Genomic DNA, 12884 nt, shown 5'->3' on the forward strand with positions numbered 1-12884 from the left:
TTAACGTGTTGAGAGAACAATGAACCTTCTTTCTCTAGTACTAATTTTTAAGATCCTCGGCACCGTAATTCTCTGGTGCCTACCACTGCTGTTATTCCCGGCGACCATGCTGGAAAGCCTCGGCCTCCCGGCGCAGAACAGCTATATGTTCGTTCGCCTACTGGGCTGGGCATATTTAGCCCTGTGTGTGGGTTATGGCTTTGCGCTGCGTGAAGCGCTCCGTGGGCGGCGGCTGATGGGGCCGATCTGGGTGGGCATCGTCAGCAACGGCGGAGCGTGTCTGTACCTCCTGTATTTCGGGAGCATTGGCACATGGAGTCAATGGGGCGCCAGCCTACAATTTATCGCCTGGGGCTCAGTTTTTGCGACGGCATTGATTACGCTTGGCCTCTTTTTATTTGGCGTGCGTGGCCAAGAGCCCCTCGCCTAGTAGCCTCGTACAGGCCATGAACCCAAGCCGGAAAGTTGACCCTGTGAACGAATCCTTTATAGTCGTCGGACATTCCTCCCAATAAGGAGTCTTCGTCCAGTGAACAATTAATGCCTCCGTCTCTATGACGGCCGTTCTCGTCCCCAGTGCTATGGGGTGGTTCTTGGCGTTTATGGTATTCACAATGACGAAGCTTCTTCTGACACTGGAAAATGTGTCTTATTCACTGCCGAATGGCAGCACTCTCTTCACAAATTTACACGCTCAACTCAGCGACACGTCAGTGGGCTTGGTGGGCCGCAATGGCGTGGGCAAAAGTGTGTTAGCACGCATTCTCGCCAAGCAAGTGGCCCCGACTTCGGGTCATTGCCATCACTACGGGTCGGTGTACTACCTGCCGCAACAACTGCCGCTAACCGCCAAGACAACGCTGGCCGAGCTGGCCGGGGTGGGCCCCGAAATCAGTGCGCTGGCACGTATTGAGCAAGGCAGTGTTGACCCCAATGATTTCAAAATACTGGGGGAGCGCTGGAACATTCGTCAGGAACTACAGCAAATAGTCGCCTCGGCCGGACTCGCCGCCACCCCCGCAGCAACGCTCGCTTGCAAGCTCAGCGGTGGCCAGGCCATGCGCATCGCGCTGGCTGGAGCAATGCACGCAAAGCCCGACTTGCTGATTTTGGACGAGCCCAGTAATCACCTCGATGGCGAGCACCGCCAGGCCCTTATTCAGCAACTACAAAATTGGAAGAGTGGACTGCTCGTCATTAGCCATGACCGGCAGCTGCTTAATACGCTTGAACATATCATCGAGCTTTCTCCGTCTGGCCTGAGTCACTACGGCGGCAACTACGCCTTTTATTCACAACGCAAGGCGGCTGAACAGCGTGTGGCGCTGGAAACCCTTGAACAGAGTAAACGACAACGCAGGCGCGAGGAGCGCGGCATGCAGCAACACCGCGAGCGTATTGCTCGTCGTCAGGCGCGGGGCAAAACGCAGCGCAGGGAAGGCAGCCAATCAAAGCTCATCCTCGACAGCCGGCAGCAGCGCAGCGAAAACGCATCTGGAAAACTGCAACGCCAACATGACGCCAGACGGGACTCGCTGGTGGAGACCATTCACAGCGCGCAAAAAGCGCTCGATAACGCCGCTGTTATCGCGGTGCACAGCCCCAACCAGGGCCGCCACTCCCGCCGTGTTGCCGAGCTCAAAGACCTTCAGCTGCCCTTCGTTTCGCACTCTGCACCGCTGAACATTACGCTCACTACGCAGCATAAAGTCGGGGTTGTCGGCCCAAATGGCAGCGGCAAGTCCACTTTGCTGCAGATGATTGCCGGGGTATTGAAACCCCGCAGTGGCGACGTCTATACAACGAAGCAATGCGCCTATCTCGACCAACACCTCAGCGCTCTGGATTCACAGCGCTCGGCGTTAGCACAGTTGCGTGAAATCAGCCCCAGCACCCCCGAAGAACAGCAGCGCATGCGCTTGGCCCAACTGGGTTTAGGGGCCGATAAATTGCTTGCCCCCTGCCGCGAGCTCAGCGGCGGCGAGCAACTTAAGGCTTATCTAGCCTGCTTGTTATACGCCGACTCACCACCCAGTTTGCTATTGCTGGACGAACCCAGCAATCATCTCGACCTGCCCTCACTAAGCGCTCTGGAATCTATGCTGCGCGACTATTCCGGCTGCCTCGTGGTGGTCTCTCACGACACCTACTTTTTATCTGAGCTTCGATTAAGCCATCGGCTACAACTCAGCCCGCCGCACTGGCAACTGGAGCCCTGGCGAGACTAATCTTTTATTGATAACGATTATCAATTGCTCTACCATTCCCGAAAATTTCTCGCCCTCTCAAGGACCGACCATGCGCCAGCCGCCTTCATTTTACCGCTGCCTACTTTGCACCAGCCTCACCCTACTGGCATTGCCAGCCCATGCCGACGACAAGGTTGAAGAAGTGGTAGTCACTGCCAGCCGTGTCGAAAAACCACTGAGCACGATCCCCAATACCGTCACAGTTATTGATCAAGCAGCACTTGCCCAGCAGCTGTCTATTCAAAACGATCTGTCCAGTGTGTTGGGAAAACTGATCCCCAGCTTTTCGCCAGCGCGCCAAAAAATGACCAACGCTGGAGAAACCTTACGAGGCCGCAAGCCACTGTATTTAATTGACGGCATTCCCCAATCCAACCCCTTGCGCAGCGGTGGCCGCGACGGCCATACCATCTCGCCGCTGACGCTCGAACGTGTCGAAGTCTTGCACGGCGCCAACGCCATTCACGGGCTCGGCGCGGCCGGCGGTATCATTAACCTGATCACCAAACGCCCCACGGAAACCCTTGAGCAAAGCCTGCGCGTTGATGTCGGCTTTCAAACCGAGCGCGTCAGCGAAAGCCTAGACCGGGGTGTGCACTACAGCGTTTCCAATCGCATCGACCAATTCGACGTGTTGGCCAGTGTGGGCTTTCGCGACAATGGCATCGCCTACGACGCCAACGGTGAGGTGATTGGGGTCGACAACACGCAGGGCGATACCATGGCCTCTGAGCAATATGATGTCTTCCTGAAAACCGGTTACAACTGGAATGACCAGCGCGTCGAACTGATGGTCAATCGCTTCAATGTCGAAAGCGACCACAAGTGGACCTCGGTGCCCGGCGACGTAGATGCCGACATCCCCACCACCGCCATCCGCGCGGAACTGCCCGCCGAAGGTGCGCGCAACCGCGTTACCACTATCGGCTTAAGCTACGAGAACCCCGAGGTACTCGGGCACAGCCTGCGGGTTCAGGCATTCAAGCAAGATTTTGAAGCCACATACGGGGCACAAATTACCCCAATAGCTACGTTTCAGGACCCAGCGTACGGGCCAGACCTGATTGACCAATCGCAGAATAACTCCGAGAAAATTGGCGCCAAAATTACCCTGGCCAAGGATCAGGTCGGCGGTCTGCCGCTATCCTTGGTTTACGGCATCGACATCCTGCAAGACAAAACCTGGCAAGAGCTGGTGCAAACCGGCCGCGCCTGGGTACCGGAAACCCGCTACAACAACTACGCACCCTACCTGCAAGCCGAGTTCACCGGCATTGAAAATGCCACGCTAACGGCGGGAGTACGCCACGAAGAATCCAAGCTCGATGTGGACGACTTTACCACCCTGTTCCGCTACGGCAGCCAATTCGTGAAGGGCGGCGCGCCCGATTTTTCAGAAACCCTGTACAACCTCGGCGGCACCTATCAGTTCACCGAGCGCTGGCGCGCATTTGCCAATTACGCCGAGGCCTTTTCCATGCCCGATGTCGGCCGCGTATTGCGAGGCATTGACCAGCCAGACCAGGACGTTGAGTCCTTTTTGAACCTGCAACCCATTCTCACTGAAAACAGCGAATTGGGCGTTGAATACGACAATGGCACCGTGAATGCACAGCTGAGCTACTATGTTTCCGACTCAGACTTCGGCCAGCGTTTGCAACGCGGCGCAGACGGGATATACACCGTTAAGCGCGAGAAAACCGAAGTCGATGGCATTGAAATGCGCCTGGCATGGCATGCCACGGAGGCCGACACCGTTGACATGCGCTACGCACAGGCAGAGGGTCGTTACGACTCTGACCAGGACGGTAAAGTGGACTCCGACCTCGGCGGCACCAATATTTCACCAGACCGCGTAAACCTCAGTTGGCAGCGCCAGTGGACCCCCGCCCTCAGCTCGCGTATTCAGGTGAACCACCTGCGCGAACGCCGCGTGAAAGACAGCAACGATGTTACCGTCAATCAGTTTGACGGCTACACCACCGTCGATGCCAGCGCTGAGATCAATGTCGGCCCCGGCGTGCTGAGCGTGTCAGTCCAGAATCTGACTAACCGCGACTACTACACCTATTATTCGCAGAGCAGCCCCAACGACCTGCGCAACTTCAAAGGCATTGGTCGCAGCTTTGGTATGGCCTACCAGCTGAATTTCTAAGGCGCTTTTCGCAGTGTCTGACACGGCTTCAAACCCACCCCGGCGGCCGCGCAAAGTTCGCGCGCCGGGCCTATGGCGCTGGCATTTATGGGCCGGTATTGCCGGGCTTAGCGTATTACTTGTCGCGGCCGTCAGCGGTGCCTTGTTGGTCTATCAGAAGGAGTTGGTCGCGGCGGTTGTCACCCCCGATGCAAGCCTGCCTGCCGGCTACCGCCATCAACAGTTGGCCGAGGATCTTTCGGCACTGGCAAACCAGCGGGGTATCGACCCGGCGCTGAAATTAAAAGCCCCCAGCCAACTGGAGCCCTACTGGACGGTGCGCCACGCAGAGGGTTTAGAACTGCTGGCCCTGGGTAGCCTTCAGCCCTATACCAATAATCTTTGGTTTCTCGACGTCATTACATTTATTCGCGAGCTGCACGTCGATCTTCTCAGCGGTGAGATCGGCGAGGCGCTGTTATTGGTGGCTGGCGTGCTCGCACTATTTCTCTGTATCAGCGGCGTCATCTTATGGTGGCCAGGCCGCCGCGGATTTCGCTGGCGCTGGGTGCTCCCCAAAAAATTACGCCCCTCACAATGGCTGCAATACCATCGGCATACCGGCGCCGTGAGCAGCCCCGTTCTATTGCTGATCCTACTCACGGGCAGCTTGATGCTCTGGCAAAAACTCATTTTCCCCCTGCTACCAGCCAACCCCGTCTTCACGGTGAAAAGTGCTGAGACTGAGGCTCAAGCCCCAACCACAGCAATAGGCAGAGGCTACCTGCTGACACACCGGGAAATAGAGGGCAGCTGGCCCACGTATATCACTATTAGTCAGGAACAAGGGGACGTAATGTTGAAAGTGCGGTTTCGCCTCAATGGCGAATGGCACCTCAATGGCCGCACTACCGTATGGCTCAATACTCATAGCGGTGAACTCCGCCGCACCGAGCGCGCCGACAACATGCCAACAACACGTAGATTGCTGAACCAGCTCTACCCCCTCCACTCCGGCTTCGGCATGAACACCCCCTACCGGCTATTAACCCTTCTCAGCGGTATTGCGCTCGCGTGGTTGTGCCTTACTGGCGGCTTACACTATTACAAGCGCTGGCAGAAACGAAGCGCCAAAGCCCGGTAGCGGCAAAACTACTCAGGCCCTTCCAAACGCAACGACTGCAGGCCCTGTTCAATGCTTTCCAAGTGCTCGCGCAGGCCGGCTTTGCTAGCGGAAATACCCACCGCCAAAATATCGAGTACCGTCATATGGGCCAGCCGTGAGGGCAGCGGCGTGTAGGCGCCTTTGTCGTTATCCACATCCACGTAGATTGGCAGGTCGCTCAGCTCTGCGATAGGGCTGCCAGACGGCGCTAGGGCGATAACCGGCGCGCCGTTGTTCTTGGCAAGTTTAATGGCATCTAACAAGGCCCGGGTACGGCCGGACTGGGAGATCGCCACCACCACATCGTCGGCGTGCAGGGACATCGCCGACATGGCCTGCACGTGGGGGTCGGCATAGACGCTGGCGCTGATTTGCAGGCGAAAGAAGTTGTGCTGGGCATCGTGGGCAACCGCCGCCGAAGCGCCAAAACCGTAAAACTCCACCCGGCGCGCATTGCTAAGCAACTCCACCGCTTTTTCAATGGCATCCACTTCAATGCTGTCGCGTACCCGCTTAAGCGCTTCCATGGTGGCGTCGAACACCTTGAAGGTGTACTGCCGGGCACTGTCTTCATCGCCGTAGCTCACCGCCTCGTATTCAGGGCTGTGTGCCACATGCTGGGCCAGGGCAACCTTGAAATTCTGAAAACCGTCGCAACCGACCGCCCGACAAAAGCGCACCACAGTTGGCTCGCTAACGTGGGCTTCCTGCGCCAGATCGACAATGCGCATATGAATCACTTCGCGGCGATTGGCGAGGATATAGTCGGCCACCTTGCGCTCGCTGCGGCGCATGGCCTCGCGGCTGGTTTCAATGGCGCGGATGATATTTCTGGGTTTCAAGCGTTTCTCCACAGGCTTGGCTAACTGCGGCTCACCGAGCAAGCCCTGATGCGTATTGTAACCCAAGGCCGCCGATGACGAGATTACTGCTCAACGACGGTGCCAGAACCCGCCATTCCCGATAGAATAGCCGCCCATGGACGTATCTTATATTCTCGATCAACTCAACGACGCGCAACGCGACGCAGTAACCGCTGACAGCCCGGGCACACTGGTGCTGGCGGGGGCCGGCAGTGGCAAAACCCGCGTGCTGGTTCACCGCATAGCCTGGAAGATAAAGGTAGAGGGCCTGTCGCCGTACAGCATTATGGCGGTCACCTTTACCAACAAGGCGGCGCGGGAAATGCGCGGCCGTATTGAGGAGCTGCTGGGCAGCAGCCTGCAGGGTGGTATGTGGGTGGGCACGTTCCACGGCCTTGCCCACCGTCTATTAAAGGCCCACGCCCGCGAAGCCGGTCTGCCGGAGAATTTTCAGATTCTCGACAGCGACGACCAGCTCAGGCTGATGAAGCGCATCCACCGCGAACTGCAACTGGATGATTCGCGCTGGCCACCGCGCCAGTCCTGTTACTTTATCAACGGCCACAAAGACGAGGGCCGACGCAGCGCCCACATTGATGACGCCGGTGGCGACCTGTACTTGCAAACCATGTTGAAGGTTTATCGGCGCTACGAGGAGATCTGCCAGCAGCAGGGCGTTATCGACTTTGCCGAGTTGCTGCTCCGCGCCCTGGAGTTATGGCGCGACAACCCGGCGGTACTCGCCCACTATCAACAGCGCTTTAAGCATGTGCTGGTCGACGAGTTTCAGGACACCAACGCCGTGCAATACGCGTGGCTGCGGATTCTTGCCGGCAATGGCATGCCCATTACTGCCGTGGGCGATGACGACCAGTCCATCTACGGCTGGCGCGGCGCACGCATTGAGAACATTCAGCAGTTCTCAAAGGACTTTGCCGATACCCGCATCATTCGCCTGGAGCAGAACTACCGCTCCACCGGCACCATTCTCAGTGCCGCCAATGCGGTGATCAAAAACAACAGCCAGCGCCTGGGTAAAGAGCTGTGGACCAGCGGCGAAGACGGCGAGCCCATCACCCTGTTTGCTGCGTTCAATGAGCAGGACGAAGCGCGCTTTGTCACCGACCGCATCGACGAGTTGCTCCGCCAGGACTATCGCCGCGCCGACATCGGTATTCTATACCGCAGCAATGCCCAGTCGCGGGTATTGGAAGAGGCGCTGATTCGCAGCGGCCAACCCTATCGAATATACGGCGGCCAGCGCTTCTATGACCGTTTGGAAATTAAAAACGCCCTCGCCTATATGCGCCTGATCGCCCTGCGCGACGACGACACCGCCATGGAAAGGGTGATCAACACGCCCACGCGCGGCATCGGTAATCGCACGGTGGAAATGCTGCGTGAATACGCTCGCGACCACCAACTGTCGCTGTGGCAATCGGCCATGGCGATGATTCAAAACGGCGCCCTCACCGCGCGCGCCGGCAATGCCTTGCGCGGCTTCCTGTCACTGGTCGAAGACCTCGCCGAGCAGTGCAGTGACCAGTCACTGGATGAGCAGGTGGATTTAGTCATCGATAAAGCCGGACTGATCGCCTTCCACCAAAAGGAAAAAGGCGAGAAGGGTCAGGCGCGCATAGAAAACCTGCAGGAATTGGTCAGTGCCGCGCGCAGCTTTACCCCGGAGGACCCGGATGCCGATTTGCTGCGCGAATTCCTCGACCAAGCGGCCCTCGATGCCGGTGAACAGCAGGCCGACGAGCACGAAGACAGCATTCAACTGATGACCCTGCACTCCGCCAAAGGTCTGGAGTTCCCCATCGTATTTATGGTGGGCGTCGAGGAAAACCTGTTCCCCCACAAGATGTCGATGGACGACCCCGCACGCCTTGAAGAAGAACGTCGCCTCGCCTATGTGGGTATTACTCGCGCCGAGCAGCAGCTGTTTCTGAGTTACGCCGAGTCGCGGCGACTGCACGGCCAAGAGAACTTCAACAGCCTGTCTCGCTTCATCCGCGAAATTCCCAATGACCTCATCAACGAAGTGCGTATTAACAATTCTGTGACCCGTCCGAGCAGCTTTGCCAGTGGCAATATTGCTGCTCAGGCCGCCGCCGACTGTGGTATCGCTCTGGGCCAGCGCGTGCTGCACAGTATTTTTGGTGCGGGCACCGTGCTCAGCTTCGAGGGCCAAGGCGCCAGCGCTCGAGTACAAGTAAATTTTGAGGACGAAGGCAGCAAATGGCTGGTATTGCAGTACGCCAATCTGGAGCTGCTGTAATCGCACCGGCTCACAACAATAATAAGGTAACGCTATGAACCGCTCTTCAAACGCGCGCACTACCCCGCTGATTATTCTGGCCCTGGTTGCCGCGCTGGTCGCCATGAGCTGGCTCTATGTGGGCGAGCGCAGCCGACACTATGTCGCCGATGACAACGCGCGTACCGCCGCCCTGGGCGGTGAGCGAGTGTATCAATGGAAGCTGGTCACCACCTGGCCGAAAAACTTTCCCGGTCTGGGCACCGCGCCAGAAAAGTTTGCCGAGGTGGTCAATCGCATGAGCCGCGGCCGCCTGCAAATCAGTGTTTATGGCGCCGGTGAGCTGGTCCCCGCCCTCGGCGTGTTCGATGCCGTCTCTGGCGGTAGCGTTCAGGCCGGCCACGGCGCGGCCTATTATTGGAAGGGCAAATTGCCCTCATCAATCTTCTTTACCGCCGTGCCCTTTGGCATGAGCGCACAGGAAATGAACGGCTGGCTCTACCACGGCGGCGGCTTGGAATTGTGGCGCGAGGCCTATGCCCCCTTTAATTTGATCCCCATGGCCGGCGGCAATACCGGCGTGCAAATGGCGGGCTGGTTTAACAAAGAGATTAACTCGGTAGACGATCTCAAAGGGCTGAAGATGCGCATTCCCGGCTCGGGCGGTGAAGTATTAAACCGTTTGGGCGGCACCTCGGTAACGCTGCCGGGCGGCGAGCTGTACACCTCATTGCAAACCGGCGTGATCGACGCCACCGAGTGGGTGGCACCCTACAACGATCTGGCCTTTGGCTTTCACGAGGTCACGCGTTATTACTATTACCCAGGCTGGCATGAGCCCGGCTCGACTCTCGAACTAATCGTTAACAAGCAGGCTTATGAAGCTCTGCCCGAAGACCTGCAAGCCATTGTTGAGGTTGCAGCGCGCTATGCCAACGCCGACATGCTCGACGAATATACCGCGCGCAATAATAACGCCTTAAAAGAGTTGGTAGAGCAACACGACGTACAGCTACGCAAGCTGCCCGATGATGTGATTCGCGCGCTGCACAAAACCTCTGACGACTACCTGGCGGAGCTGGCGCAAACTGATGAACTCACCCAGCGGGTTTACACCAGCTGGAAGCAATTCCTGGAAGGCGCAAAAAACTACCACCATATTTCCGAGCAGGCTTATATCAACGCTCGCGATTTATAATTTAGCGAAAAAGACCCAGCCCGCCGGGGTAGTTGTATCCGGGAAATACCCTGGCGATATCGAGACGACTGCTTTGGGTCTGCAGCAACTCCGACAACACCTGGCGGTAATCCGTGGTGACTTGCAAGTCACCGCGATCGAGGTCATCGTCTTGTAAGCCGGGCCAGTCACTGACAACCTGCCCGCCGTTGACGCCGGCGCCCATTAGCAACATGGCATTGCCGTGCCCGTGGTCGGTACCAAGCGACCCGTTCTCTGTCGCGCGGCGACCAAACTCACTCATTGTTACCACCGTCACTCGCGACATGGCGTCGCCGAGATCTTGCATAAAAGCCGCTAAGCCATCACCCATTGCCGCCAGGTTATTGCGCAACGCCCCGTTCTGATTCACATGGGTGTCCCAGCCACCAATATCAACACTGATAAATTCACTGCCAATATCCGCGCGAATCAACTGCGCAGCCTTGCGCATATTTCGGGCGAAGGCATTGTTGGCGTATTCAGCGCCGTTTTGAGGCTCAAGTGACGCGGGATCGGCGGCTGCAAGCGCCTGCACAACATCCAACGACAAACGGCTTTGAATCGACAACGCCGTATCATCACCGTACATGCTGCGCACCGCATCGAGGAAGTCATCGCCCTGCTTCACTATGGAATTGAAACGGTCAAACTGTGCCAGCGCCAGTGGCGGCACTGGGCCCTGCAAACTCTGTGGCGCCGCTGAAGCGATGGCTACCGAGCGAAACGGCGACGCCGACGGTCCACTGTGAGTATGCGCAATGTGTCGACCAAGCCACCCGGTTAAAGTCGCACTGGGGTCTTGAACACCACTTTCCATAATCGCCTGAGCATCAAAATGTGAGCGGCTTTCATGGGGCGATCCAGCAGCGTGAACGGCGGCCATACGGCCGTTTTGCCAAGCGGGCAGCAGCGCAGCCAGCGAGGGGTGTAAACCGAAGAAACCATCTAGATCCAAGGCACCGTTGGATTGATCCGGCCGCGGCACTCTCACCACCGGACGGCGCGCGTAGTAGTCGTCGCTGCCGTGGGGAACCACAACATTCAAGCCGTCCACCGCGCCGCGCATAAACACCATAACCAGGGTGTGTTTTGCCGAAGTGAACTGGCTCTGCCTGCTCACCTCACCATCGACGAGGGTATTCCAAAGCTCTCGGCGAGTATAAGTCATTGTATTTCCTTCCTTTTACTACCGAAGTCAATCAACGCCGTTGGGCATAGGGCGAGATCAGCAACAGCGCCATTAAACGCCGCCAAAATTGTTCGGTGGATGCGGCGCGTTCGCCGCTCGCGTGGGTTTGGGCAGCCGCCAGCAGACGACTGGCCGTCGCGTCGTCGATATCGCGCATCAGCAACTTGCGGCGCATGGCCGCCAGTGCCTCGCTGGGCTCCTCCTGCTGGTCTGCTGCCCAGGCGGCGTTACTCACGCCCTCGCTGCGGGACTGCCCCGCCACACTGATAACGTGGCGCCAACGTTCAAGTAAGCCATTAACACTGGCCCAGTAGCCCTCGCTATCTGGGTAGCCGTCGGGGCTTGGCCACTGAAAGGGAACATGGCCGGTACGCGAGATCATGCTGTCGCTATTCGGCCCTTCATAGGTCGGATTCAGGTCAATATCAAGGGGGTCCAGCACGCCAAAGTCGAGCTCGGGCAGGGCATCAATATTCGCCAAACCCAACATACTGTAGAGATCGGGAATAGCCGAGGCCCGCAATAAATCCGACAAGGTGAGGCTGTCATTCATCTCCGGTTCCAGAGCGCGCACCAGCGCAATTGCGCTCTCTTGTGGCCGTGTCAGCTTAGCGTCTGCCGCGTTCTGAAATTCCTCGCTGCTAAACACCGCTCGAAGCATTGCCGGAATATCACCATGCTCCCCCCAGGCTGCCGCTACCGAGGAAATAAAGGCCTCCGGCGCAGCAGAATCGCGCACAAATCGCCGGTATAACTTACTGGCAATAAATCGCCGCGTTGAAGGGTGGGCAACGAGGATATCCAGCACTTGCTCACCATCTTCCATGCCTCTGCCTGCTGGCAGGGTGTGACCCAGTACGCGCTTTTCGTTGCTATCGTGTTGTTCGTCGTCGAATAGAAAGCCGTGGTGGTTATTCGCCAAACACAAACGGTCGTCGTCATCGGTTTGAATACCCCAGCCGGTAAATGCCCGAGCAACTTCCCAGATATCGTCCTCGGTATACCCGCCACCCACACCCAATGTGTGTAGCTCCATAAGTTCACGGGCGTAATTTTCGTTGGGGTGTTTTTTGGTGGAGCGACGATTATCCAAGTATTCCAACATTGCCGGGCTTTTAGCTGACGCATTAAGTAAGCTGCGAAAACTTCCCAGCGCGTTTGCCCGAATAACATCGCGATCATCCACCGTCTTCATGTGACGCGCAATGCCATCTCCGTGATAGATTGTGAAGTGATCGCTCCAAAAATCGACCATCACCTCAAACAACTGGCGACGGCTAAAAACCCGCCGAAACAGCGTCGCACTGCGCAGCTCTCCCATCGCTCGGCGATCATCATTGAGCTGAGCGAGACGGCAGCCGTCGTAGTTGACGGTAGGCCAGCGGAAATTAACCTCCGCCTCAACGTCAGCGTCGCGCGCCGCCGACATCGACAGCTGCTCCTCAAGCCAGGCATTTGCGCCAACTTCCGCCACTGCCTGCATACTCTGCGGCGTTGCCCCCCACGTCGCGCGTTTGAGCAAGTGTAGTTCTGCGGATGCCGGGGGAAGATCGGGCTGGGGAGTATCTGCCGATGAAACTCCCGACATAATAATGTCATTAGCCTCGTCGCTACTTGTACTACCGGCGCCACCTCCACCGCCGCCACAGGCCGTGGCACCCATGGCAACAACGGCGGCACTAGAACGAATAAAGTCTCTGCGGGAAGTCATGACGCCTCTTCACTACTGGCTTTTTGTTAGAATTTTTCCAGCCTAGCAAGTGCGAGAAGTGCAAAATAGTCATCGCTTCACAGCGCCATCAATT

At 57.5% G+C, this 12884-nt stretch carries 9 protein-coding genes; 6 read left to right on the plus strand and 3 right to left on the minus strand.

The features are described from left to right. Positions 1–19 precede the first annotated feature (19 nt). From H573_RS0113995 to H573_RS18385, 4 genes are all read left to right on the plus strand, one after another. The gene (locus H573_RS0113995) at positions 20–430 is read left to right on the plus strand and encodes a hypothetical protein (protein WP_154653912.1); all 411 of its coding nucleotides are present in this window, start codon (positions 20–22) and stop codon (positions 428–430) included. Between the two features lie 184 nt (positions 431–614). Then, entirely contained in the window at positions 615–2228 is a 1614-nt protein-coding gene (locus tag H573_RS0114000) for an ABC-F family ATP-binding cassette domain-containing protein (protein ID WP_027874810.1), read from the plus strand. A 70-nt stretch (positions 2229–2298) separates the two neighbouring features. Then, the gene (locus H573_RS0114005) at positions 2299–4404 is read left to right on the plus strand and encodes a TonB-dependent receptor (protein ID WP_027874811.1); all 2106 of its coding nucleotides are present in this window, start codon (positions 2299–2301) and stop codon (positions 4402–4404) included. Positions 4405–4417: 13 nt separating this feature from the next. Beyond that, entirely contained in the window at positions 4418–5527 is a 1110-nt protein-coding gene (locus H573_RS18385; protein WP_036256899.1) for a PepSY-associated TM helix domain-containing protein, read from the plus strand. 8 nt (positions 5528–5535) lie between these two features. Here the strand turns inward: H573_RS18385 and H573_RS0114015 are convergent, their stop codons facing one another. Further along, positions 5536–6390, minus strand: a complete 855-nt coding sequence (locus H573_RS0114015) for an SIS domain-containing protein (RefSeq protein ID WP_036256936.1) — start codon at positions 6388–6390, stop codon at positions 5536–5538. A gap of 136 nt (positions 6391–6526) precedes the next feature. On the opposite strand from H573_RS0114015, the gene uvrD reads away from it, so the two are divergent. Together uvrD and H573_RS0114025 are read left to right on the plus strand one after the other, a co-directional pair. Next, positions 6527–8692, plus strand: a complete 2166-nt coding sequence (gene uvrD, locus H573_RS0114020; RefSeq protein ID WP_027874813.1) for a DNA helicase II — start codon at positions 6527–6529, stop codon at positions 8690–8692. Positions 8693–8726: 34 nt separating this feature from the next. Then, positions 8727–9869, plus strand: coding sequence for a TRAP transporter substrate-binding protein (locus H573_RS0114025; RefSeq protein ID WP_027874814.1), 1143 nt, complete (start codon positions 8727–8729; stop codon positions 9867–9869). Position 9870: 1 nt separating this feature from the next. Here the strand turns inward: H573_RS0114025 and H573_RS18390 are convergent, their stop codons facing one another. Together H573_RS18390 and H573_RS19165 are read right to left on the minus strand one after the other, a co-directional pair. Further along, the gene (locus H573_RS18390) at positions 9871–11058 is read right to left on the minus strand and encodes a DUF1501 domain-containing protein (protein ID WP_051171326.1); all 1188 of its coding nucleotides are present in this window, start codon (positions 11056–11058) and stop codon (positions 9871–9873) included. A gap of 31 nt (positions 11059–11089) precedes the next feature. After that, positions 11090–12790, minus strand: coding sequence for a DUF1800 domain-containing protein (locus H573_RS19165; RefSeq protein WP_051171327.1), 1701 nt, complete (start codon positions 12788–12790; stop codon positions 11090–11092). Positions 12791–12884: the final 94 nt, after the last annotated feature.

This window comes from Neomelitea salexigens DSM 19753 (genome assembly GCF_000422345.1).
GTDB lineage: Bacteria > Pseudomonadota > Gammaproteobacteria > Pseudomonadales > Spongiibacteraceae > Spongiibacter > Spongiibacter marinus_A.

What these genes read in the sequence shown, in the direction of transcription:
- H573_RS0114005 (WP_027874811.1), top strand. Translation starts at nt 2,299, where the DNA reads ATGCGCCAGCCGCCTTCATTTTACCGCTGCCTACTTTGCACCAGCCTC.
- H573_RS0113995 (WP_154653912.1), top strand. Translation starts at nt 20, where the DNA reads ATGAACCTTCTTTCTCTAGTACTAATTTTTAAGATCCTCGGCACCGTA.
- uvrD (WP_027874813.1), top strand. Translation starts at nt 6,527, where the DNA reads ATGGACGTATCTTATATTCTCGATCAACTCAACGACGCGCAACGCGAC.
- H573_RS0114025 (WP_027874814.1), top strand. Translation starts at nt 8,727, where the DNA reads ATGAACCGCTCTTCAAACGCGCGCACTACCCCGCTGATTATTCTGGCC.
- H573_RS18390 (WP_051171326.1), bottom strand. Translation starts at nt 11,058, where the DNA reads ATGACTTATACTCGCCGAGAGCTTTGGAATACCCTCGTCGATGGTGAG.
- H573_RS19165 (WP_051171327.1), bottom strand. Translation starts at nt 12,790, where the DNA reads ATGACTTCCCGCAGAGACTTTATTCGTTCTAGTGCCGCCGTTGTTGCC.
- H573_RS0114000 (WP_027874810.1), top strand. Translation starts at nt 615, where the DNA reads ATGACGAAGCTTCTTCTGACACTGGAAAATGTGTCTTATTCACTGCCG.